Genomic DNA, 23824 nt, shown 5'->3' with positions numbered 1-23824 from the left:
CCTTCCGTTGCTGCCTAGGACTCCGCCCATGCTCCGCCGTGCCCTGCCCCGATCCGCGTCCGTGCTTCTGCCCCTGCTCCTGCTGTGGGGCATGCCAGGCGCGCAGGGCCGCGAAGTCGCCGCGCCTGCCGCCCACGTCGAGGCCGATGGCCCCTACGTGTTCCGCAACGGCGATCAGCTGCAGGCCAAATGGATCTGCGCTGACGCTGTGCAGACCCGCTCGCTGGGCACCGCCACGGGGGCTGCCGATGTCGCGCCCCTGTGCGGCTACCCGCACAGCGTGCACGTGCTGCCACCGGTCGCGCCTTCGGTGTCGGAGCTGCCTGCGGTACCGCGCATCGTCGCCCTGTCCGACATCCACGGCCAGTACGACCTACTGGTACGACTGCTGCGCGCCCACCATGTGATCGATGCGCAGGACCGCTGGGCCCTCGGCCAGGACACCCTGGTGGTCGCTGGCGACGTGTTCGATCGCGGCCCGCAGGTCACCGAAGCGTTCTGGCTGTTGTATGGCCTGCAGCAGCAGGCGGCGGCCGCCGGCGGTGCGGTGCACTTCGTGCTCGGCAACCACGAGACCATGGTCCTGTACGACGACCTGCGCTATGTCAATCCGAAGTACCTGCGCAGCGCGCAGCTGCTCGGGCGCAGCTATCCGCAGCTGTACGGCGCTGATTCGGTGATCGGGCAATGGCTGCGGACGCGGCCGGTGCTGCTGAAGATCGGCGACACCCTGTTCCTGCATGGCGGCATCTCGCCCGAAGCGGTGGAACTGGCACTGCACCCGGCACCCACCAACGCCGCCTACCAGGCCTCGCTGGGATTGCCCAAGGCCGAAGTGAAGGCCGACCCCGCAACTGCACCGCTGTACGACGGCAAGACCAGCCCCATCTGGTACCGCGGCTACTTCGATGGGCGTCTCGATGCACGGGGCGTGCAGGACGTGCTCGACACGCTGCAGCTCAAGCGCATCGTGGTCGGCCACACGTCGATGCCGCATGTCAGCACGTTCCATGGTGATCGCGTGATCGCCATTGACAGCAGCATCAAGAACGGCGAGAACGGCGAGCTGCTGTTCATCGAGGATGGCCGGCTCAGCCGCGGTCTGCTGGACGGCTCACGGGTGCCGCTGGTCCAGGGTGAACCCGGCCTGCGGGACTGACCACGAAAGTGGCGGCACCCTGCCGGCGTACACTGCCGGCTCACCCCTGCGAGCCACCATGATGCGCCAGACCGTCATCCCGCAGCTGCGCATGCGCCACGCCGATGCCAGCCTGCCCTTCTACGTGCAGGGCCTGGGCTTCGTCGTCGACTGGGAGCATCGGTTCGAGCCGGGGTTTCCGTTGTTCGCCCAGCTCACCCGCGACGGCCAGACGCTGTTCCTCACCGAGCACAGCGGCGACTGCGAAGTGGGCGGCGCGGTCTACTTCATCGTCGAGGATGTCGACGCGCTGCACCGCGCCTTCAGTGCCGCGGGGGTACCGATCGAACAGCCGCCGCATGACACCAGCTGGGGCAGCCGCGAAATGCTGCTGCTCGATCCGGACCACAACCGCCTGCGCTTCGCCACCGCAACGGACTGAGTCCTCGCAGGCTTGAGAGGGATATACGAAACATATACGATACGTATATTCCTCTTACCTGGATCCGCCCATGGGCATCGTCAACATCGATGACACCCTGCACGACCAGCTGCGCCGTGCCTGCACCGTCTCCAGCCGCTCGATCAACGCCCAGGCCAGTTTCTGGATCCGCGTGGGCATGCTGTGCGAAATGAATCCGACGCTGAGCTTCCAGGACATCGTGGCCAGCGAACTGCGCGCCGCCGGCGTGCAGCCACAGCCGCTGGCACCCGCACGGGCCTGACGTGAGCATCATCAAGCGGCCCGACGAGATCGCGCTGATGGCCGAATCCGGCCGCCTGCTGGCACAGGTGTTCGCCGCGCTCGACAGATGGCCGCTGCAGGGTCGCAGCACGATGGAGATCAACGACTTCGTCGAACGGATGATCGTCGACGAGCTGCAGGCGCGGCCTGCCAGCAAGGGCCAGTATGGCTTTCCGTACGTGCTCAACACCTCCATCGACAACGTGGTCTGCCACGGCGTGCCCAGTACCGCAGACGTGCTGCGCGAGGGCCAGATCGTGAATCTCGACATCACCCTGGAAAAGAACGGCTACATCGCCGATTCCAGCACCACCTACCCGGTCGGCGCGGTCACCCCTTCCGCACGGCGGCTGGTGCGGACCGCCTACGAAGCGATGTGGAAAGGCATCGCCGTGGTACGGCCCGGCGCGCGCCTGGGCGACATCGGCCACGCCATCGCCCGCTACGCACGCCGCCACGGCTACAGCGTAGTCAAGGAATACTGCGGCCATGGCATCGGCCGGGAGATGCACGAAGAACCGCAGATCCTGCATTACGGCCATCCCAACACCGGCAGGGTGCTGGAAGAAGGCATGGTGTTCACCATCGAACCGATGCTCAACCAGGGCAGGCCGGCGATCCGCCAGCGCGCGGGCGAATGGCCGGTCTATACCCGCGACGGCACGCTGTCGGCACAGTTCGAGCACACCGTGGCCGTGACCCGCAAGGGCGTGCGGGTGCTGACGCTGCGCCCCGACGAGACGCCGTTGTGCGCGGTGGACGCGGCCTAGAGCGGACGCAACAGCAACAGGGTGGCGAGGCAGAACATGAAGATCGCCACGCCGGCATCCAGCACCCTCCACGCGCTCGGCCTGCGGAACACCGGCTGCAGCAGGCGCGCGCCATAGCCCAGCGTGCAGAACCAGGCCACGCTGGCCACGCAGGCACCGGTGGCGAACGCCCAGCGCAGATCGCCCGGATAGCGCGTGGACAGGCTGCCCAGCAGCACCACGGTATCCAGGTAGACGTGCGGGTTGAGCAGGGTGAAGGCCAGGCAGGTCAGCAGTACCTCGCGCCCGCTGCCGCCCTGCGCCTCGGCGGCGGCCAGCGCACTGCCACCACGCCACGCGCGTAGTCCCGCCTGCAGGCCATACCACAGCAGGAACGCCGCACCACCAAAGCGCAGCACCTGCAGCAGCAGCGGCCACTGCAGCACCAGCGCGCCCATGCCACCGATACCGGCCAGTATCAGCACGATGTCCGCGCCGGCGCAGGCCAGCACCACCTTTCCCACATGACGCTGCTGCAGGCCCTGCCGCAGTACGAAGGCGTTCTGTGCACCGATGGCGATGATCAGGCCGGCACCTGCGAACAGGCCGGCGGCGGCAGCGGCGATCCACATGGGGACAGGCCTGGCAGGGAGGGGACGCGCAGAGTGCGGCCGCCGCCCCTGTTTAGACAATCTGATTTTTCTTTATCCTGTGCAGAGAAACTGAAGAGGCACCGGCATGGATCTGCTACATCCACAACTGGCTGCGTTTGCTGCGGTGCTGGAGGAAGGCAGCTTCGACGCTGCAGCCCGACGCCTGTCGATCAGCCCGTCGGCGCTGTCGCAACGGATCAAGGCACTGGAGGACCGGCTCGGCCAGGTACTGGTGGTACGTCAGGCACCGTGCCGACCCACCGCCACAGGTGAAGCGCTGCTGCGCAGGGTGCGACCGATGCAGACGCTGGAGGCCGAGGCGCTGGCCGAACTGCTGCCCGAACGCGGCAGCGATGCCCCGCGCACACCGATCCCGTTGGCGGTCAACGACGACTCGCTCGATACCTGGTTCGTGCCGGCCATCGCCGAGCTGCACCAGCGCCATGGCTATCTGTTCGACCTGCGCATGGATGATCAGGACCACACCCTGCAGTTGCTGCGAGATGGCAGCGTGCTCGGCGCGGTCACCGCCGAAAGCCGGCCGGTGAAGGGCTGCAACGTGCATCCGCTCGGCGCCATGCGTTACCACGCCATCGCCTCGCCCGGCTTCGCCCGCCGGCACTTCAGCGAGGGCATGCAGGCTGCGGCGCTGGCACGTGCGCCGATGCTGGTGTTCAACCGCAAAGATGAACTGCAGTGGCGCTTCGTGCGGCGGCTGACCCGTGCGCGGCTGCAGCCACCGCTGCATTATCTGCCCTCCTCGACCGGCTTCGTCGAAGCCGCCGCGTGCGGACTGGGCTGGGGCATGGCCCCGGAAACCCTGGTGGGGCCTGCCGTGCATGCCGGCCGCGTGGTGGTACTGGAACCCCGCCGCTGGCTCGACGTGCCCTTGTACTGGCAGCACGCGGCCGTGCGCTCAAGCACGCTGCAGCACATCACCCAGGCATTGCGCACCGCGGCCAGCGGCGCCCTGCGTTGAGACCCACACGACGACCGCAGACCCCGGCTTCACGCGCAGACCACTAACGTTTGCTCACTTCTTAACTACAGGAACGGCATGCGTGTGAGCCGCCCACGGACGAGGATGCGCAGCGCGATGGGCGTCGCCGGCATGGCCTTTGCGGCCTGCTTGCCCTTTGCCACGTCAGCGCAGGCCATCACCGATACACCGGCATTGGACTGGGAACAGGCGCGGCAGCGGTTGGAACAGGTTTCCGACGCGCTGGCCGCGGCCGACGCCGCCGTCCGCAACAAGCAGGATCTGCAGGAGGCCACGCGCCTTCTGCGCCTGCCGGAGATCACCGGCGAGGTCCGCCGCCTGCAGTTCCAGAAGACCCTGACCCTGCCACTGGGCTCGCTGGCACCGGTGGCCGAGGCCTTTGGCATCGATTCCCCCCTGTCGTTCACCGAACGCGACTGGCGCACCCGCCCGGTCGTCACCGCTGTGCTGCCGCTGTACACCGGTGGCGTCATTCCTGCCGCACAGCGTGCCGCCAGCGCAGCCCACGAGCAGGCCAGCGCGGAACGCGAAGCACAGCGGCAGTCGTTGACCGTACAGCTGGCCCAGGCCTACTTCGGCCAGCGCCTGGCCGAGCAGGCGGTGGACGTGCGCCGTGACGTCCGTGATGGCCTGGAACGCCACCTGGCCGATGCGCTGAAGCTGGAGCGCGAAGGCTTCGCCACCCGCGCGCAGCGACTGCAGGCCACCGTGGCGCGCGACAAGGCAGAGCGCGAGTACCAGAAGACCGTCAACGACCTGGCCACGTTGAAGGCCGCGCTGGCCACCCTGCTGCGCAGTGGCGGAGAGGTGCAGCCGGTATCACCCCTGTTCGTGCAGCGCGTGCCGCTGGAGCCGGCCGCCAGCTTCGAGCGCATCGCGCAGGCACGGCAACCCCAGATCGCACGGCTGCGGGCCATGGTGGCGCAGGCCGAACAGGGCGTGCGCGTACAACAGGCCAAGCTCAAGCCGCAGATATTCGCCTTTGGCCAATACGACTTCCGTCGCCGCGACGAGATGCTGACCGATCCGGACTGGGCGTTCGGCATCGGCCTGAAGTACACCTTCCTGTCGCCGAACTCGCGACCGGCGCAGATCAGCGCGGCACGTGCGCAGCAGGAGCAGGCGGAAGCCGGACTGCGCGAAGCCGAGAACCAGGTCGCGCTCGGCGTGCGCAAGGCGTGGAACGAACTGGAAACGGCACGCCAGCAGTTCGTGCTGCTCGACAGCAGCATCGCCCAGGCACAGGAGAACCTGCGCCTGCAGGAGCTGGCATTCCGCGAGGGGCAGTCCACGTCGCTGGACGTCATCGATGCGCGGCTGGGTCTGGGAGGCGCTCGCGTGGAGCGTGCACAGGCCGCCTACCAGTACGATGTCGCGCTGGCACAGCTGCTGGAGATCAGTGGGCAGATGGACCGCTTCGAGGAATTCCGGCGTCGCGCAGATGAGGTGATCGACCATGAGTGACGTATTGCAGGATGAAGCGACACCACCAGGCAAGCGCCGGCTTGGCCGGATCCTGCTCGTGGTGCTGCTGGCAGTGGTGGCGCTGGGCCTGTGGCTCGCCTGGCGCAGCCCGGCCGACCAGATCCAGGGCATGGCCGACGCGGACACGATCAACGTCGCAGCGAAGATCACCGCCCGTGTCGCCGAGCTGAAGGTTCGCGAAGGTGACCGCGTGCAGGCCGGTCAGGTCGTGTTCCTGCTCGACAGCCCCGAAGTGACGGCGAAGGAACAGCAGGCACGCGGCGCTCTGGCCGCTGCGCAGGCGGTGGCCGACAAGGCTGCCGAAGGCGCACGTAGTGAGGACATCCGTGCTGCCGAAGCCAATTGGAAGCGTGCCGAAGCCGGAGCAACGCTGGCCGAAGCCACCTACCGCCGCGTGCAGAACCTGTTCAACGAAGGAGTGATGACCCGGCAGAAGCGCGACGAAGCACTCGCCCAGTCCACCAGTTCGCGCGAGCTGGCCCGTGCCGCCCGTGCCCAGTACGACATGGCACTGGCCGGTGCGCGGGAACAGGACAAGCGTGCCGCGCAGGGCCAGGTACAGCAGGCGCAGGGCGCCGTGGCCGAAGTGGATGCGGCCCGCGTCGAAGTGGAGGGCCGTGCACCGGTGGCCGGCGAGATCAACAAGCGCATGGCCGATCCCGGCGAGCTGGTACCCGCCGGCTACCCGGTATTCACCCTGGTCGACATCGACCGAATGTGGGTATCGATGAACCTGCGCGAGTCACAGATGCAGGGCCTGAAGGTCGGCAGCACGCTGCGTGGCAGCGTGCCGGCCCTCGGTGAGGACAGCGAGTTCAAGGTCTACTTCATCAACCCGGCCGGCGACTATGCCACCTGGCGTACCACCCGGCAGTCGTCCGGCTACGATGTCCGCAGCTTCGAGGTGCGGGTGCGCCCGGTACGCCGCATCGAGGGCTTCCGCCCCGGCATGAGCGTGCTGTTCGCATGGCCCCAGCACTGAGCCCTGGTGGCAACGGCTTTGCTGCTGCCTGGCAGCGCGAGCTGCGGGGTCTTGGTGGCAACCGTGCCGACCTGGCGCTGGTCACGGTGCTGCCGCTGCTGATGCTGGTACTGATGGCCTGGATGTTCACGCCATCGGTCATGCGCGATGTACCCATCGCCGTGGTCGACCTCGATCACAGCAGCGACAGCCGGCAATTGCTGCGCATGCTCGATGCCAGCCCGGGGGTCCGCGTCGCCCGCCAGCCCGCCGACATGGACACCGCGCGCTCGCAGCTGCGCAGCCTGGAGGTGTTCGCAGTGGTGCTGGTGCCGCGCGACGTGACCCGTCAGGCCCTGCGCGGCCGCCAGGGCACGGTGTTCGCCTATTACAACGCCACCTACATGACCACCGGACAATCGGCCGCGCGCGATATCGCCGATGCGGTGTCGGCCTGGAATGCACGCATGCTGCGCGAGCGCATCGGCCTGCAGGTGGGGCCCGCAAAGCTGCGCGCCGCCCCGATCGCCGTGCAGTCCGACATCCTCTACAACCCTGCACGCAGTTATGAGCTGTTCCTGCTGCCGCTGATCTTCCCGGCCGTCCTGTCGCTGGCGCTGGCACTGGCGGTGGCCGGAAGCGTGGGCCGGGAAATCCGCGATGGCACCCTGCCGGCCTGGCTCGGTGACACCCCGTGGGCCTCGATCGGCGGCAAGCTCGCGCCCTACGTACTGTTGTTCGCGTTGTACGGCACGCTGGGCGTCGGCTACCTCGCATGGCTGCGGGGGGACGGCATCGCCGGCAGTCTGCTCCTGCTGCTGGCTGCGCAGCCGGCGTTCTACCTGGCCACGGCCGCATATGCGTTGTTCTTCGTCGGCCTTGCCCGTGACATGGGTACCGCGCTGTCGGTGGTCGGCCTTACCATCGGCACAGCGCTGGCCTTCTCCAGTGCCACCTTCCCGGTACTGGATGGCCCGCTGTTCACCCGCATCTGGCACCAGCTGCTGCCACTCAGCGCGTACATCAAGGTGCAGACCGAGCAGCAGTTCGTCGGCGCACCGCTGTCCGTCTCGCTGTGGCCCTTGGCCACGCTGTTGTTGATGTCGGTGGTGGCCGGCGGCATCGGCAGCCTGCGGTTGATCGCTTTCGGCCGCACCCCGGAGGCCGCACGACCGGCCGGGGCCGACGCATGAGCGCGGTCTGGCGCAGCCTGCGGCAGACCCTGCTGGCGGTGCTCGGCGACCGCTATGCCATCGTGGTGATGGTCGGTGCAGTCATCCTGTACTCGTTCTTCTATCCCGCCGCGTACCGCCACCAGGTGGCCGGCAATCTGCCGGTGCTGGTGGTCGACCAGGATCACAGTGCCACCAGCCGCGAACTGCTGCGCATCCTCGATGGCCTGCGCGTGGCGCGCGTGGTTGGCCAGCCGGCGGATCTGGACAGCGCGCGCCGGCAGCTGGAAGCGGGGCATGCCGAAGGCATCGTGCTCATCCCCGCGAACCTGGAGCGCGACATCCTGCGTGGCCAGCCAGCCAAGCTGGTCCTGCTGGGCAATGGCGCCTACCTGGGACGCGCCAGCTGGGTGCTGGGCAGCATCGCCGATGCGCTGGGCACATTCGGCCGCGACGCCGCCGTGACCCAGGCGGCGTTCATGGGCGCGCCGCAGGCAGCGCCGGTCACTCTCGTGCAGCGGCCCCTGTACAACACGCAGGAAGGCTATGGCAGCGCCATCGTACCCGGCGTGGCCGAACTGATCGTGCACCAGACACTGCTGATGGGCATCGGCGTACTGCTGGGAGGGCGGCGTCTGGTGCTCGGCCGCCGGCTGCACTTCGATCTGCCGACCCTGGCAGGCATGGCGATGGGCTTCGGCCTGATCGGGCTGTTCGGCCTGTTCTACTACGCCGGCTTCACCGCCTGGGTACAGGACTACCCGCGCGGCGGAAATCCGCTGGGCCAGCTGCTGGGCGGCACGCTGTTCATTGCCGCCACCGTGGCCTTCGGGCTGTTCATCGGCAGCTTCTTCCGCACCCGCGAACGCGCCTTCCAGTACATCATCGCCACCTCCATTCCGCTGTTCTTCCTCGCCAACCTCTCCTGGCCGGCGGTGATGACGCCCCGCCCGCTGGTGTGGCTGGCGAAGCTGCTGCCGACCACCTCCGGCATCAATCTGATGGTGCGGTTGAACCAGATGGACGCACGCCTGGACGAAGTCAGCCGTGAACTTGCCACGCTCGCGGCGCTGCTGGTGATCTACGGCGGTCTTGCCATCTGGCGGCTGCATGGCAGGCCGTCGGGCGGGGTGCGCCCCTGAGCACAGACAAACGCCGGCACGGAGCCGGCGTTCGTTGCATCACTACGTGGAAGGGGAAAACGGCGATCAGCGGTAGACGCGCTCGCAGCGACGTTCCACCACCCGATCGCCGGTCTTCTGCTGGTGGTTGCCCTGGATCTGTCGTCCGGCGGCGCCGCCGGCGACTGCACCGGCGACGGTGGCGAGCTTCTTGCCATTGCCGCCGCCCACCTGGTTGCCCAGCAGGCCGCCCACCACCGCACCTGTGGCCGTACCGGCAATGCGGTTCGGATCGCGCGAGTTGCGCTGGACTTCAACGTTCCTGCATTCCACACGGCTGCCGTCGTTGAACTTGCGGCCTTCATCGCGGGGCCCGTAGGTCTGCGCACCCGCCATCGACGATGCCGCCATCAGGGTGCCCAGCACGAGCAGTCGGGTCGAGGTCTTCATGGCCAGCTCCTGTCTTCCGGGATGGGTCCAGTCTCCGCCTGCCGCTGGCAACTACGAGTGAAATCGGTGTCATCAGGACTTCATCGGCCATGCGTCGTTCATGAAGAGAACCGCGGCCATGGAACGATCCAGCGCCTGGCAGAGGCTCCCGTTCGGTCGCCGCGAAGGGAATCGGCCGCCTGCATCGGTGCGCCGACCCGCGCGGCCCCTCCCGGGGGCAGCGCGCATGCGGCTATGATCAACCGACAAAGGGCGCAGGCATCTGGACGTGGATGTGCAGGAATCAGAAAGCTTGAGGGTAGCGGTACTGGAGGACGAGCCTGCCCTGCGCGAGCGCATCATCCTGCCAGGCCTGGCGCGCTATGGATTCCTGGCGACCGGCTACGCCAGCGTCGCGGCCTTCCGCGCCGGAATGGAGAGACAGCCCGCCGACCTGCTCGTGCTCGACGTGAGCCTGCCTGACGGCGATGGCTTCAGCCTGGCGCGCGAAATGCGCCAACGACAACCGGGCCTCGGCGTCATCATGCTGACCAGCCTTGCCGATGTGAGTGATCGCATCCGCGGCCTGACCGAAGGTGCCGACGTGTATTTTTCCAAGCCGATCGAGATCGATCTGCTGGCGGCGGCACTGCACAGCCTGGCACGACGGATCGCCACGCCGGCAACAGCGAACCGGTCACTGCCCGGCTGGAGGATGAGTGAGGACCAATGGGGCCTGATCGCGCCCGACGGCACCTCGGCCGCGCTCACCCGCAGCGAGCGCAGCCTGTGCGCGGAACTGTTCCAGCACGCCGGGGCGCTGGTGTCACGCGAGCAGCTGATCCTGGCCATTGCAGATGATTCAGACGATTTCGATGCGCACCGGCTCGACGCCATGGTCTACCGGCTGCGCGTGAAGGCACGCAAGCGCTGTGGCATGGAACTGCCTCTCACGGTGGTTCATGGCCGGGGATACATGCTGAATCCTGCCGGGCGCACGGCAGGCTGATCAGGAACGTCGTTCCTTCGCCACAGATGCTCTCGACGCCGATGCCACCGCCGGCCTCTGTCACCAGCTCGTTCACGACCGCCAGCCCCAGTCCCGTGCCCGAATCCGCCGGCTTGGTGCTGAAGAAGGGTTCGAAGATCCGGGCCGCCACCTCGGCGCGCATGCCGCTGCCATTGTCACGCAGGTGGATGCGGACGCGATCTCCATCGCGGTCGATGTCGATCTCGAACCGCCCGTGATCGCTGAGCGCATCGCGGGCATTGGACGCGATGTTCAACAGCATCAGCTCGAACTGGCTGCGGTCCATCCGCACCGGCGCCGCTTCACCATCGCTGCGCACGGACAGTACGATCCCCGGCCCGAGCAACTGGCGCAGCATCGACTCAAGTTCCTGGACCGCCTGCGCGGCATCAAACACGACGGACTGCTCGCCATCACGACGGCTGAAACGGAGCAGCCGCCGGCTGATGGCCATGCCACGCCGCGCGGTCTCCTCCACGTCTGACAGGTGGCCTTCAAGCTGCACCAGACGCTGCCGGCTGCCTTCGCCGTCGTCTTCATGCCGCTGGTTGGCGAAGCCGACGATCACCGCAAAGATGTTGTTGAAATCATGCGCCATGCCGCTGGCCATGCGTTCGGTGATCTCCTTCTTCTGCGCATGGATCAGCTGGGCATGGGTGCGCTCGCGTTCGCGCATCTCTTCGGCAAGTTGCCGCCCGCGCTCGTTCGACTCGCGCAGGCTTTCGCGCAGAGCCTGGGTCGTCCGGTCGATCAGCAGAGTGACCAGCAGGTAGGTGAACAGCAGTGGGGGCAGGTTGTAGAACGCACGCGCGGGAGCGTCCGCGAAGACGCTCATCGCATCGCGTCCTGCACCCAGCACTACGCTGCCCACCAGGACCGCCAGCGTGGTCCACAGCGCGCCACGACCAAGCACCAGACCACTCAGCACGAGCACCAGCATCTGGGCGAGCTGGTCGGGCATCTGCCGTTGCAGGCCGTTAACGCCCAGATTGATCGTCGTGACCAGCAGCATGGCACCGATCAACAGCTTGACCGCCGCAGCGAACGCACCACGCCGCGTCAGTACCAGGCCGATCCATGCGGCGGCGCCGATCGAGAGGCTCATCGCCAACGAGGCATGCGTCGACCAGTGCACCTCGCTTGAGACCAGTTGGGACCAGGCCACGATCACCGCGAAGGCCAGGGTCGCCGGGATGGTCACCCCCAGGAAAAGGAGCAGCAACTGGATGACGCGCGCGTTGCGGCGGTCCACCGGGTCTTCGATCGGGGCCCGGTCCAGCCAGCGCAGGAATGAACGGAGCATGGGCGGCGTGAAGAGATGGCGAGAAACCGATCATATTTCTGTCAGGAGTTGCAGTCGACATGCCCCCTCGGTGGGCCTACGTTCATGTTGTCGGCGGGCGCCTACGCCACTGCCGTGACACGACGACTACACCGCCCCACTCGTCGACCCCCTGCGGGCAGCCACGACGAAGGGCCTGCACTCCAGATCGAGGATCAGAGCAATGAACCGGATTTACCGTATCGTGTGGAACGCCGCGCTGGGCCGGCAGGTGGTTGTGTCCGAAATCGCGTGCAGCCGGACGCGGTCCGGGCGCCGCCGCCAGGTCGCGGCGCTGCTGGCCACCGGCTCGCTGCTGGTGTCCTGCTCCGCCCTGGCCAGCGGGATCGTCACGGCGCTGGGCGTCGAGCAGGTGTCCGCGCCGGAGCAGATCGTGTACGCCGCCGATGTCGAGGCTGATCCAGTGCCCTACCTCGCCGCCACCGGCAGCGAGGACAGCAATGCCGGCGCCTACGCCGACGGCGACAACGCGCTGGCCGCAGGCGAGGCGAGCGCCGCGGTCGGGGAAGGCACGACCGCGCTTGGCGCCGGCAGCGTGGCCTACGCCAACCGCGCCACCGCGGTGGGCAATGAAGCGCTGGCCATCGCCGACTCGAGCACCGCGATCGGCGGCATGCTGGACATCGACTACCAGTCGCAGAACCCGTATGGCGTAGTGCTGTTCCAGCAGACCGCCGCCACCGGCGTGGCGTCCACGGCGCTGGGCGCCGGCGCGCAGGCCGAAGGTGACTTTGCCACTGCCGGGGGCGCCGGCGCCCTGGGCAGCGGCAAATCCAGCGTGGCGATCGGCGGCATTGCCGACGATCTGGAGGACCAGATCGGGGAAGGTTTTGCCGGCCAGCTGCTGCAGAACACGCAGGCCACCGGTCGCCTTTCGGTGGCCGTCGGCGGCGGCGCGCAGTCCACCGCCTATGCAGCAATCTCCCTGGGCGGGCTGGCCAGTGCCAGCGCTATCCGCTCCACCGCGATCGGCTACCGCGCGGTGGCCAGCGCATATGACGCCATGGCCGTCGGTGACCGGGCCCAGGCTCTGGGCGAGTTCTCCAATGCGTTCGGTTCGGGCGCACTGGCCCTGTACGACCTGACCGTGGCCGTGGGCAGCAATGCCCGGGCGGGCGCGCTCAACACCACGGCCCTGGGCGCCAACGCGCTGGCCCTGATCGAGGGCGCCACCGCAGTCGGTTATGGCGCCTGGGCCGCCGGCAAAGGCAGCGTGGTGGTCGGTGACGGCATGACCTGGAATGGCGATTTCTGGGGGGATACACCGCGGCTGTTCACCAACAGCGTGGCGATCGGCACGGATTCGGACGTGTGGGGCAGCGAGTCGGTGGCGATCGGCGGCGGTGCAACCGTGGGCGACCCGTCGTTCGTCGACGGCGTGACCCACCCCGTCGACCGCGCGGTGGCGCTCGGTGCAGGCTCTTACGCCGATCGTGACAACACCATCTCGGTGGGACGCGCAGGCAGCGAACGCCAGATCGTCAACGTGGCGGCCGGTACGGCGGCAACCGATGCGGTCAACAAGGCACAGCTGGATGCGGTGTCGGGTGCGCTCGGCAATTTCGCCGACAGTTTCGCAGCCATCGATGTGCAGATCGGCAGGCTGACCACCCGACTGGATGACATCGAGGCGGATGTCGGTGCAGGTCATGGCCGCAACGATCAGGTCGCCGTGGGAGGCGATTCCGCAGCCCAGGCGGGCGAAGGGACCAACGCTGTGGCAGTGGGATCCGGCGCGACCGCCAACGCGGACAACAGCGTGGCGCTGGGCGCCGGCGCCTACGCCCATGGACCCAACGACACGGCGTTGGGCGGCAACGCGCGGGTCAATGCCGACGGCAGCACGGCCGTCGGTGCCAACAGCCGCATCAGTGCCCAGGCCAGCAACGCCGTGGCCCTGGGTGAGTCGGCCTCCGTCAGCAGCGCTTCCGGCACCGCACTCGGCCAAGGTGCCAGCGTCACCGCCGACAACGCCGTCGCATTGGGGCGCGGCTCGGTCGCCGATCGCGCCGACACGGTGTCGGTCGGTGCCAGCGGTGCGGAGCGCCAGATCACCCATGTGGCCGCCGGTACCCAGGCGACCGATGCGGCGAACGTGGGCCAGGTCAATGCCGGTGTCAACGCGGCGAAATCCTATACCGATGCACGGTTCACCGCATTGAACGATTCCTTCGAAACCTATCGTACGGACGTGGACCGCCGCCTCAGCTCGGTCGATCGCCGCCTGGACCGCCAGGGTGCGATGAGCGCGGCGATGCTGAACATGGCGACCAACGCCGCAGGCACCCGCAGCGAACGCGGGCGCATTGCGGTCGGTGCGGGCTTCCAGAGCGGCGAGCAGGCGCTGTCGGTGGGCTATGCACGGAAGATCGGGGAACGCGGCTCCTTCAGTCTGGGCGGGGCCTTCAGTGGTGGCGAATCCTCCGCAGGCGTGGGCTTCGGCATCGACCTGTGACAGAGCGACACCGACCACTCCCGCTCCGACGCGCTTCACCCTTTTCCTGGAGACCCACCATGTCCATCCACACCTCACTGGCCGCTGCAATCGCTTCGGTGTTGATCACCACCAGCGCCGCCCATGCCGCACCACGCCTGGATACCAGCAAGGTGATCAAGCGCAACGTGGCTGCCGCCACATCGACCGCCCAGCCGTCGGTCGGCCAGCGCTTCATCGTCAAGACCACCGGCACCACCACCCAGTCACGCAGCCTGTTGACGCAGTCGCTCGCCAGCTCGGCGCAGCGTTCAGGCATCACCACGGCGGCTGCGGCGACGGCACGCGCAGCCGCCCGTCCGGCCGCCAGGGCCAGTGTCCTGCGCAACATGGCCGTACCTGGCTGGTACGTGGTGCAGACCTCACGCCGGCTCAACTCCGCCGAGACGGCAGCCTTCGTCCGCGAGCTGGCGGCCGAACCCGGCGTGACGTCGGTCGAAGTGGACCGGCTCTACCAGGCGCTCGACACCGGGCGCGGCATGGTGCAGCCGAAACTGATCCCGAATGATCCTCAATATGCCCAGCTGCAGTGGAACTTCCACGATCAGACCGGTGGAGTACGCGCCGACCAGGCGTGGGACATCTCCACCGGCGCAGGCGTCGTGGTGGCGGTGATCGACACCGGCGTCGTGGAAAACACGCCCGACCTGAAGGACAACGTGCTGCCGGGCTATGACATGATCTCCGACCGCTTGATCTCCCGTCGCGACACCGACGCCCGCGTCGCCGGTGGCTGGGACCAGGGCGACTGGATGGAAGCCAATTACTGCACCGCGCTGGGCGCGCCTCCGCACGCCGCCCGCGACAGCTCCTGGCACGGCACCCACGTCTCCGGTACCGTCGCGCAGCAGACCAACAACGGTGTCGGCCTGGCCGGTCTTGCCCACAACGCCAGGATTCTGCCGGTGCGTGTGCTGGGTTCGTGTGGCGGGTACGGCAGCGACATTGCCGATGGCATGTTGTGGGCGGTCGGTGCGACCGTTGCCGGCCTGCCGGTCAATGCCAATCCGGCAGAAGTGCTCAACATGAGCCTGGGCAGCAATGGGCCCGACGCCTGCCCGCAGATCTACCAGGACGCCATCGACGAAGTGAACCGACGCGGTGCGATGGTGGTGGTGGCAGCCGGCAACTCCAACGCCGATGCCGGCACCTACACGATGTCCTCCTGCAAGGATGTGATCAGCGTCGGCGCCACGCGTGTCACCGGCGGCAAGGCCAGCTACTCCAGCTGGGGCAACCGGGTGGATCTGTCCGCGCCAGGTGGCGGTGGAGGTGTTGATGGAGACCCGAACGGCTACATCTTCCAGATCGTCAACACGGGCACCACCCGCCCCACGACCGAGTTCGGCATCGGGGGATATACCGGCACCTCGATGGCATCGCCCCATGTGGCCGCGGCGGCAGCGCTGGTCCAGAGCGTGGCCACCACGCCGCTGCGCTGGGATCAGATGCGGGACCTGCTGAAATCCACTGCGCGTCCTTTCCCGGCCAGCATTCCCACCAGCACACCGATGGGCGCGGGAATCCTCGACGCCAATGCACTGGTAACCGCCGCGACCACCGAACCCTGCGATCCCACCGTCGAGAGCTGCACCCCGCCGAATGTGGAACTGAGCAATGCAGTCGAACTGCGCGGGCTGTCAAGCACCTCCGCAGAGCGGACCTACAGTTTCACCGCCCGGGCCGGCACACCGTTGACCATCATGACGCTGGGCGGCAAAGGCGACGTATCGCTGTATGTAGCGGCGCAGCGCGTCCCCAGCGCCTCCGATTACGATGCGAAATCAACCCGACCGACCAATTCGGAGTCGGTGCGGATCGGCTCGCCCTCGGCGGTCACCTACATGATCCGCCTAACGGGAACATATTCCGGGTTGACCCTGGTAGCCCGGCAGTAAGCCTCAAGGGCGGCGCCACTCCGCGCCGCCCTCGATGCCCGGGGTCCTTCGATGGAAAGCCTGCCCAGGAAACTCTCCTTGACTGATCGGCGCACGTTGCCGTCCCTCATCGGGGCGGTGACACGCCCCCTGCGGCCGCATGCGTTGTCCAGCCGCCACGGGCACTCCAGCGGGCTGCTGGACAGACATACCTTCACGATCGACTACACCACACGATCACCCCGGTTACCGGGCCGATCGCCCGTCGCCGTCCTCGTCGATGTCCTTGACCTGCCGAATGCCGAGCCCTGTCAGGCCTTCGGCATGGCCTCGCTGGAGACGCGGGTCAGGCAGGACGCAGCACGCATCGAGGCCGCCCTGGACGGCCAGGCGGACGTCCACCATATGGGCGGCAGCCGTTTCGCCTTCATCGTGGAGCTGCCCACCCGTGACGCCGTCGAGCGCCTGGTGGAAGCGCTGCACCTGCGCCTGACGCAGCCCAGGGAGGGTGCAGCGCAGCCCCTCCGGCCTCTCGTCCACGTCGGCCTCTGCCAGGCCGAAACCGGCAAGGACAGCGCCGACAACATCATCCGCGGGATGTTCGTGGGACTTCACTGGGCAGTGTCCAGCCAGGTCACCTACTGCTGGTACTCCGCCCCGCGCGATGAAAGTCTGCGGCGCGAGTATCACCTGCTTGCTGGCGCCCGCGACGGCCTGCGCCACGACGAATTCCATCTGCTCTACCAGCCTCGTTTCCGCGGGTCTGATCTCAGTGCGGTGTCAGCGGAGGCGCTGATCCGCTGGGATCATCCTCGGCTTGGCCCGGTCAGCCCTGCCGAATTCATCCCGGTATTCGAACGTAACGCACTGATGGAGAAGGTCACGGAGTGGGTCGTCGACCGAGCGCTGGAGCAGCTGTCATGCTGGAGACGCGACGGCATCACGCTGGGCCTGTCGATCAATCTGTCTGCACGGAATGTGGCCCGTGCCGGCATGGCCGATGCGCTGGTCGCCAGGATCCATGCCGAGGGGCTGCGCTGCAGCGACCTCGAAATCGAGATCACCGAAGGAGAATGGTTGAGGGTGAACTCCGTGCCCGGCGAGCAGCTCAGGCGGATGGCATCGGCGGGAATCCGCCTGGCATTGGACGACTTCGGCAGCGGCTACAGCAACTTCGCATACCTGACCGAACTGCCGATCCACACGCTGAAGCTGGACAAATCGCTGATTGATGGAATCTCGACCGACACGCGGGCCCGCCTGAAAGTCCGTGCCATCATCGGCCTGGCCCATGATCTGGGCTACACCGCCGTCGCTGAGGGGGCTGAAACCGCCGACCAGGTCACCACGCTGCGGGAGCTCGGATGCGACCAGATCCAGGGCTTTGCATTGTGCAGGCCCATCAGTGCGACCGAACTGACCGATAGACTCACTGTTGCACCCCACCTGCTCGAATGAGCCAGGCCTGCACCCGCGGATGGACTGCGCGGCGTGCGTTTGATCCCTTCATGGAAGCCGCCGAGAATCCCGGGGCAGTTGCCTGCTCCTGATCCATCCGAGAAGTCTGCCAGTGGCCAACACAGGTTCCTTTCTGCTTCGCCTTGTTCAGGGAGACCTGACCACTGAAGGAGCGCTGACACGCCTGCACGCCGTGCAAGCAACATGCCGTGCATGCAACCACACCTCGATGCTGAAGGCGGGCGCAGGCCTGACCGATCTGCGCGGCGCAGGGATCCTGGTCTGCCCCTGCTGCCACAACCGGCAGGCGGTCAGCCGCATGCGCTTCGAGGAGTTCGTCAAGCGTTTTCCCCGCGCGGACGCCATCGACCACCGTGCCCCCTCGCTTGCCACCGCTCCCGCGCACCACGCGTCACCGCAGCCGTTCCTGGAACTGGTGGTTGTTCGTGCCGGTGCGGCGCTGTTCGGGATCGATGTTGAATCGGCGGTGGAAATACGTGGTCCGGAGGCTCTGACCCGGGGTACGGACGGCCTGTCCAGCGTGTCCGTACGCGGGCAGACGGTGCCCGTCGTGGATCTTGGCCTTGTCACGGGCGGCACCCGCTGCGGTGCCCGCTGCCCGGCGATGCTGCTGGTGCAGGCTGGCGTCCAGCTTGTCGCCCTGGCGCTTGACGAGGTGCTCACCATCGAGAGTGTCCCGCTCGGCCACGTCCACCCCATCAGCAACGATGGGCAGGGATTGCCGCTCTGCAGCCACCGGGTCTGCCTGGCATCCAACCAGGAGGTTGCCCTCATTGATCAGAGCGTCGCTCTCACTCTCCAGCGGCGGCTCGCAGGTTCGCGGACCGATGCAGCGATCTTCCCCGGGAGGTCCGATGAACACTGAGACGCGGGATGCCTTGCTGCGCCTCCAGGGGGCCATGAACCGGATGCATGTCCGTGTGGCGGCACTGGAAGCGGCCACCGTTCTTCTGCTCCGCACGAACGCAGGCAATCTGGACGCGGCCGATGAATTCGAACGCAGCATCCGCCACTACCTCAGCGGCATGGACCTGCACCGGGAACACGTTTTTGCATTCGAGCAGATCGTCGAGCCTTGGCTCGGCATCCTGCGGGATCCGCTGGCCGGCATTCGCTCCCCTCCACCATCGGCCTGAACCGGAGGAGTGTGCGACTCAGCGCGTCTCGTCGGGCCGCCCGCCGATACGATGTCCTTGTGAGTCAACCACTGTTGCCTCCCCGAAGCCCATGGCGCGCACGGGTGCCTCGACACGGGACAGGTCACCCACCACGACCCACGTCAACCTGTCGGCATCCAGCGCGGCAGCAGTGGCCCGGACCTCGTTGAGATCGAGTTGTCGGAGAGCGCTGCTGCGCTGTGTGGTCCAATCGTCTGGCCGGTCGAACCGCACGATGTCTGCGATCTCCAAAGCGACGGCCTCCCGTGTCTCGAAACTGCCCGCCAGACGCCGCACCTGGCTGTCCCGGAAGCGTGCAACCTCGTCCTGTCTGGCAGGCGCCGGTCCGGACGCGTACTCCGCAATCTCACGCTGAATCTCCGCCATGGCCTCCGCCACGCGGTCGGACTGCACCGGCGCCACCACGCGCCAGGGTCGCGCTATCGGGGCATTGGCGGCACTGGAGATCACGCCGTAGGACCAGCCCTTGGCCTCTCGCAGATTCATGTTGAGGCGCGCGCTTGGCGATCCCCCCAGGACGGAATTGGCGACCTCGAAGGCCAACGTCCGGGGGTCTGAACTCGGCGCGACCAGCTGCCCGGCCACCAGGGTGGCCTGCAGAGCGCCAGGGCTGTCGACCAGAAACACCCGTGGCCTCGCCTGCGCGGGCAGGCGGTCGTCGATGCGCACCTCAGGGATCCCACCCGACCCGCGCCAGTCGCCCAGATGCCTCTCAAGGACCGGGATCAGCTCCTGGAGCGTCGTATCCCCGACCACGACAAGCGTGCCCCGCTCCGGTCGGATCCAGGCGCGGTGGAACTCCACGAGGTCATCGCGGCGCAAAGCCTCCACGGAGGCCACGGTGCCGCGTCCGAAGGCTTGCGCGTAAGGGTGATCCAGCCCGAACAGCAACGCAGGGAGAAGGCTCGTGGCCAAGCGTTGCGGGTTGGCCGCGTCCTCTCGAAGGGCGCCCTGCCTGCCCACACGCATGCGCTCCATTGCTGCCGGCTCAAAACGCGGTCGGCGCAACATGTCCGCGTACAGCGCAACCGAATCGTCAAGCGTGTCTCTGAGACCGACCAGGGTCACCGCGCCGCTGCCCACGTCGACACTGGAACCCAGCTCCGCCCCCAGCGATTCAGCGCGCGCCGCGAACGCCAGGGCATCGTAATCCCCTGCCCCCTCCGCCAGCATGCTGAACGCCATGTCTGCCAGACCCGCAGTTGCCGCGGGATCCACCGGGAACTGATACGACATGCGAACAAGCGGGACGTCCTCCCGTCGAGCCAGTATCACGTGGGTGCCGTTCGACAGCGCCGCCCGCTCGATCGCAGGGAATCTCAACTCCGGATAGCTTTCAGGAAACGGCGGCCCTGCGCTGCGATCCACGCCCGGTGCTGCAGCGCGATGGCTTTTGCCTGGGCTTTGCGCGTGGGACACCGCGTCAGCCGGCTCGGCCTCCTCAGCGAACGCAGCGCGGGCACCTGGAATGACCGTCAGGATGTGATCCCCCTGCCCCAGCCAACGGCGAGCGACGCGAACCAGCTGGTCGGGCGCGGCTGCTGCCACCACGTCAGCGGACCGCCGATAACAGCCTGCATCGCCTTCAAATACCTCACAGGCGGCGAGCACTTCCGCCTTGCCGTCCATCCCACCGTTACGCTCGATGCTCTTCACGAACTCGGCCCGCATCGCGGTCCGCGCACGTTGCACCTCATCGAGGGTGGGGCCTTCCTTCAGCAGACGCTGAAGCTCCACCTCGATGGCGGTTTCCACGGCCGACGGGTCGACACCGTCGCGCACGTTGGCGACGATCATGAAGCGCGATCCGAGCTGCCCCCCTGCCTCGGCCGTGACGTCAGTGGCAAGTTGATCGGAGTGCACCAGGCGCTTGCCCAGCCGGGAGGCATTGCCTCCTCCCAGAATGTGAGCCAACACCCGCAGTTGATCAAAGTCCGGCGTCCCACGAGCTGCGATGTTCCATGTGCGGTGAACGCGCGCTTGAGGGACCTGATCGGACAACGTTTCCCGGGTGGTGGAAGCCCGCTTGGCGACGTCCACGGGATCCCTTGTTACGTCGGGCGCCGCTGGGATATGCCCGAAATAGGACTCGACCTTCTTCCTGGCCTCTTCAACGCCGACATCGCCTGACAGCACCAGCACCGCGTTGTTTGGGCCGTACCAGGTCCGGAACCAATCCTGGACGTCGGCAAGTGTGGCCGCCTGCAGATCGCGTGCGGATCCGAAAGTCGAATGATGGTACGGGTGCCCCGGCGGGTAGCTTGACCGGGAGAGCTGCTCCCATACGAGTCCGTAAGGCACGCCACGCCGCTGCAGCTTCTCGTTCTCGACAATGCCCCGTTCGGTGTCCAGCGCCTTCTGGTCGATGGCACCCAGCAGATGACCCATGCGATCGGACTCCATCCAGAGCGCCAGGTCCAGCGCCGTCGATGGAACCACCTGCATGTAGTTGGTGCGCTCCGGTGTAACCGTGGCATTGACGTCGGTGGCGCCGACGCGTTGCAGCGGGCCGTAGTAGGCGTCGCGGTAATGCTCGGTGCCGCGGAACATCAAATGCTCGAAGATGTGCGCAAAACCCGTGCGACCGGCAGGCTCATCACCGGATCCGACCTGATACCACAGGTGAACTGCCACGATGGGGGCCTTCCGGTCGGTGTGCACGATGACACGCAGCCCATTGGGGAGCGTGAAGCGCTCGAAGGGGATGTCCATCGCGTGCGGAGCTGCAGCCGGAGCGTGCGACGCCGCTGCCATGTCGCGCGCCGCCACTGGCACCGTGAAAGCGCCAACTGCCAGCACCATCCAAAGCAGCCTCTTCGCACCACCTACGAAAGCGCCCATGCGTCCATCCCCCGCCAAGTCGTTGCCCATCCGCAAGCCTTGCAACACCACGTTGGCCCACCGGAGTTGTCTGGGGCTGCCAAGGTCCATTCCAGAAAAGCAGGCCTCACCCCTGCCTCTCCGCGCGCAGTGCCGCAATTGCGGATCCGATCTTAACGTCCAAACTGCTCGCAATGCCTGGAGACCATCGCTTGATACTCCGCCATGGGCGCCAGGCCCATTCGAGCGCGACGCTCGTCAAGCGTCCCAGGGGCTTCAACCGCGCGTGGTTCCCAACGCCCCGGGTCTGCACAACGCCCCTGCGTTCCATAGCGCTGGGGGTCGTGGGTGCGGTCCCAGAGGTAGGCGTAACTGGACGCTTTGACCTGCCCCGTCGCTACCAAGGGCTCCATGGCTTCCGCAACAGAGCGCTGGAACGCCGGATCCTTGTCGGCATGCTGGGCCAGCAGCCAGGCCGCGTCCGCCCCGTCCTGGCCCACCTGCGCCACGGTCGGCCAGCCATGGGCCGCAACGATCGCCTTCAGCCGAGCGGTGTGCACCGCATCGACGGCACTGAGCACGCTCTCCTCGCCCTCGGTGGTCAGCGGCAGATCCCGCACCGCCTGATCGGCATCCTTCATCCGCAGGAGCTCACCGCGCAGCTCGGGGTCAGTGGGCGTCCCACCGCTGGCAGCCAGGGGCGCGAAGAGGATTGCAATCACCCACAATGGACCGAATCGCCGCGTCACAGCTCCATCTCCTGCGTGATGTCTCAGCCGATAATGCCCAGTTGGCAGATTTGCCGGTAGGTCGGCTTAAACTTGGTGCGTCGGCGGCGCCGGGCATCTGCCTGCGTCGCAACAACCGTATCCATGGTCGATCCGCTGTGTGCCTGTCGCGCCATCAATGTGATCCTGTTTGAGTCACTGCCGCCGGCGTGGCCCCGGATCGACCGCTACAACCGGTAGGAAGCTCTCTTGCAAACCACTGATTCAAAAGCGAAACCGTCTGCATCGAAGGCCAGTGCAGAGCACACGCCCCTCATGAAGCATAGTGGGCGTATGCTTTCAAGCCATTGATTTTATATGGACTTTACTCAGGTCAGCCCTGGCGAGGAGCTTCATCTCTACAACGTTGCTACGCAGCCGCTCCGCGCTTCCGGCGAGATGACAGGGGCGATTGACAGCCCTTGATTGCATGCTATGGCTTGCAACGGGGCAGGGTTTCTTACTCCTTTTCCCTGCCCCACTAAGCCCCCGAGCTGCAGGCCTCCTCCCCCGGTTGTTCGGGGGCTTTTTTTTGTTTTCGCCCGCTTGCGCTTTCCCGAAAATCTACTACCCCTGAAAGCATCCATTGTTCTTTCTGGGAGGAAAGCATGCAGCCCCGCGTTACCATCGCCGCCGTTCTGGCCTGCCTGGCCTTGGCCGGTTGTTCGACTGTTCAACCCAAACCCAAGCCCAGCAGCCCCTGGGTTTTCCAAACCCCGAAGCCGCACGGCGCCATTTACCGGTTCTTCCACCCTAAAAGCGAAAGGACGTGGAAAGGGGTTTCCCCAGCGCTGCGGGAAAAGGTGGAAGCCGTCCAGGCCCAACTGGCCGCGGAAGGGTTTGATGTGCGGCCCGTGGAAGGGTATCGAAGCCCCGAGCGCCAGGCGGCCCTGCTTGCCTCCGGGTCTGGCGTGACCAGCGTTGGGGCATTCTCCAGCTGCCACAACTTCGGGCTGGCCCTGGATGCCGCCGTGTTCGTCAATGGGGAGCCCAGCTGGAACCTCGACGATGCCCATGTGATGGCCGGCTATCAACGCTTTGGGGAGCTGGCGGAGATCGTGGGGCTGAACTGGGGCGGCCGATGGACCAGCCCGAAAGACTATCCGCACGTCGAGCTGAAAGCCGAGTGCGGCCAAGCCAAGTGGGCCTACCGGCAGGGGCGCAAGCCGGGCGCGTTTCCTCCAGTGACCGGGACACCCTCTTCTGAAGTGCTTGCCCGTGCGCTGGCACCGGCTTGGTGTCCTACTGGCATGGAAACGGCGTGCTTGGCCTGGGGCAATGAAAACCGGATGGCCTGGAACTGGGCGCTCCCGGCGCGGGTTTGTTTTGCAACTTTCCCTAACACCTTGAAAAAGATCACCTGATCGACTTGCGGAAATGCAAT

Annotated in this window: 21 protein-coding genes; 16 read left to right on the top strand and 5 right to left on the bottom strand. The window is 66.8% G+C overall.

Annotated elements, in window-relative coordinates:
* Positions 1-91: 91 nt before the first annotated feature.
* From ACX9OW_RS00680 to map, 4 genes are all read left to right on the top strand, one after another.
* Positions 92-1159 carry a metallophosphoesterase gene (locus ACX9OW_RS00680; protein ID WP_459062450.1) on the top strand — a complete coding sequence of 356 codons (1068 nt, stop codon included), beginning with the start codon at positions 92-94 and terminating at the stop codon, positions 1157-1159.
* Between the two features lie 61 nt (positions 1160-1220).
* Positions 1221-1580, top strand: coding sequence for a bleomycin resistance protein (locus tag ACX9OW_RS00675; RefSeq protein ID WP_459062449.1), 360 nt, complete (start codon positions 1221-1223; stop codon positions 1578-1580).
* Between the two features lie 70 nt (positions 1581-1650).
* Positions 1651-1863, top strand: coding sequence for a ParD-like family protein (locus ACX9OW_RS00670; RefSeq protein ID WP_053517372.1), 213 nt, complete (start codon positions 1651-1653; stop codon positions 1861-1863).
* Positions 1864-1870: 7 nt separating this feature from the next.
* Positions 1871-2653, top strand: a complete 783-nt coding sequence (map, locus tag ACX9OW_RS00665) for a type I methionyl aminopeptidase (protein ID WP_065174740.1) — start codon at positions 1871-1873, stop codon at positions 2651-2653.
* Here the strand turns inward: map and ACX9OW_RS00660 are convergent.
* Positions 2650-3264 carry a LysE/ArgO family amino acid transporter gene (locus ACX9OW_RS00660; protein ID WP_459061759.1) on the bottom strand — a complete coding sequence of 205 codons (615 nt, stop codon included), beginning with the start codon at positions 3262-3264 and terminating at the stop codon, positions 2650-2652. The two genes, map and ACX9OW_RS00660, sit on opposite strands and share 4 nt — an antisense overlap.
* A 106-nt stretch (positions 3265-3370) precedes the next feature.
* Here ACX9OW_RS00660 and ACX9OW_RS00655 point away from each other — a divergent pair, with 106 nt between their 5' ends.
* From ACX9OW_RS00655 to ACX9OW_RS00635, 5 genes are all read left to right on the top strand, one after another.
* Entirely contained in the window at positions 3371-4264 is an 894-nt protein-coding gene (locus ACX9OW_RS00655; protein ID WP_459040532.1) for a LysR family transcriptional regulator ArgP, read from the top strand.
* 78 nt (positions 4265-4342) lie between these two features.
* A complete protein-coding gene (locus ACX9OW_RS00650; RefSeq protein ID WP_053517367.1) occupies positions 4343-5749 on the top strand; it encodes a TolC family protein in 1407 nt (468 codons plus the stop codon).
* Entirely contained in the window at positions 5742-6752 is a 1011-nt protein-coding gene (locus ACX9OW_RS00645) for an HlyD family secretion protein (RefSeq protein ID WP_193395630.1), read from the top strand. The genes ACX9OW_RS00650 and ACX9OW_RS00645 overlap by 8 nt, the downstream gene beginning before the upstream one ends.
* Positions 6737-7924 (top strand): ABC transporter permease, encoded by a 1188-nt coding sequence (locus ACX9OW_RS00640; RefSeq protein WP_053517365.1) that lies wholly within the window; start codon positions 6737-6739, stop codon positions 7922-7924. The genes ACX9OW_RS00645 and ACX9OW_RS00640 overlap by 16 nt, the downstream gene beginning before the upstream one ends.
* Complete coding sequence (locus tag ACX9OW_RS00635; protein WP_459061758.1) at positions 7921-9045, top strand: ABC transporter permease; 1125 nt, start codon at positions 7921-7923, stop codon at positions 9043-9045. Before ACX9OW_RS00640 ends, ACX9OW_RS00635 begins: the two co-directional genes overlap by 4 nt.
* Before the next feature lie 66 nt (positions 9046-9111).
* Here the strand turns inward: ACX9OW_RS00635 and ACX9OW_RS00630 are convergent, their stop codons facing one another.
* Positions 9112-9474: a glycine zipper 2TM domain-containing protein gene (locus tag ACX9OW_RS00630; RefSeq protein ID WP_081284341.1), complete on the bottom strand. Its 363-nt coding sequence runs from the start codon at positions 9472-9474 to the stop codon at positions 9112-9114.
* Positions 9475-9766: 292 nt separating this feature from the next.
* On the opposite strand from ACX9OW_RS00630, the gene ACX9OW_RS00625 reads away from it, so the two are divergent.
* Positions 9767-10462 carry a response regulator transcription factor gene (locus ACX9OW_RS00625; RefSeq protein WP_227255210.1) on the top strand — a complete coding sequence of 232 codons (696 nt, stop codon included), beginning with the start codon at positions 9767-9769 and terminating at the stop codon, positions 10460-10462.
* Here ACX9OW_RS00625 and ACX9OW_RS00620 read toward each other — a convergent pair.
* Positions 10404-11786: a sensor histidine kinase gene (locus ACX9OW_RS00620; protein WP_459061757.1), complete on the bottom strand. Its 1383-nt coding sequence runs from the start codon at positions 11784-11786 to the stop codon at positions 10404-10406. The genes ACX9OW_RS00625 and ACX9OW_RS00620 overlap by 59 nt on opposite strands.
* Positions 11787-11988: 202 nt before the next feature.
* On the opposite strand from ACX9OW_RS00620, the gene ACX9OW_RS00615 reads away from it, so the two are divergent.
* From ACX9OW_RS00615 to ACX9OW_RS00595, 5 genes are all read left to right on the top strand, one after another.
* Positions 11989-14280: an ESPR-type extended signal peptide-containing protein gene (locus tag ACX9OW_RS00615; protein WP_111185865.1), complete on the top strand. Its 2292-nt coding sequence runs from the start codon at positions 11989-11991 to the stop codon at positions 14278-14280.
* A 59-nt stretch (positions 14281-14339) separates the two neighbouring features.
* Entirely contained in the window at positions 14340-16217 is a 1878-nt protein-coding gene (locus ACX9OW_RS00610; RefSeq protein WP_164150750.1) for a S8 family peptidase, read from the top strand.
* A gap of 51 nt (positions 16218-16268) precedes the next feature.
* A complete protein-coding gene (locus ACX9OW_RS00605; protein ID WP_459061756.1) occupies positions 16269-17654 on the top strand; it encodes an EAL domain-containing protein in 1386 nt (461 codons plus the stop codon).
* A 229-nt stretch (positions 17655-17883) separates the two neighbouring features.
* Positions 17884-18540 carry a chemotaxis protein CheW gene (locus tag ACX9OW_RS00600; protein ID WP_459061755.1) on the top strand — a complete coding sequence of 219 codons (657 nt, stop codon included), beginning with the start codon at positions 17884-17886 and terminating at the stop codon, positions 18538-18540.
* A complete protein-coding gene (locus ACX9OW_RS00595; protein WP_146256219.1) occupies positions 18530-18811 on the top strand; it encodes a hypothetical protein in 282 nt (93 codons plus the stop codon). The genes ACX9OW_RS00600 and ACX9OW_RS00595 overlap by 11 nt, the downstream gene beginning before the upstream one ends.
* Before the next feature lie 18 nt (positions 18812-18829).
* On the opposite strand, the gene ACX9OW_RS00590 is transcribed toward ACX9OW_RS00595, so the two are convergent.
* Positions 18830-21655 carry a M16 family metallopeptidase gene (locus ACX9OW_RS00590; RefSeq protein WP_459061754.1) on the bottom strand — a complete coding sequence of 942 codons (2826 nt, stop codon included), beginning with the start codon at positions 21653-21655 and terminating at the stop codon, positions 18830-18832.
* 191 nt (positions 21656-21846) lie between these two features.
* The gene (locus tag ACX9OW_RS00585; RefSeq protein WP_459061753.1) at positions 21847-22422 is read right to left on the bottom strand and encodes a DUF6624 domain-containing protein; all 576 of its coding nucleotides are present in this window, start codon (positions 22420-22422) and stop codon (positions 21847-21849) included.
* 626 nt (positions 22423-23048) lie between these two features.
* On the opposite strand from ACX9OW_RS00585, the gene ACX9OW_RS00580 reads away from it, so the two are divergent.
* Positions 23049-23804, top strand: coding sequence for a M15 family metallopeptidase (locus ACX9OW_RS00580; RefSeq protein WP_459061752.1), 756 nt, complete (start codon positions 23049-23051; stop codon positions 23802-23804).
* The last annotated feature ends 20 nt before the right edge of the window (positions 23805-23824 follow it).

The sequence above is a fragment of the Stenotrophomonas genospecies 5 genome (genome assembly GCF_054473825.1).
The sequence above is the reverse complement of the archived record's forward strand: the minus strand, read 5'-3'. Positions and strand labels throughout refer to the sequence as shown.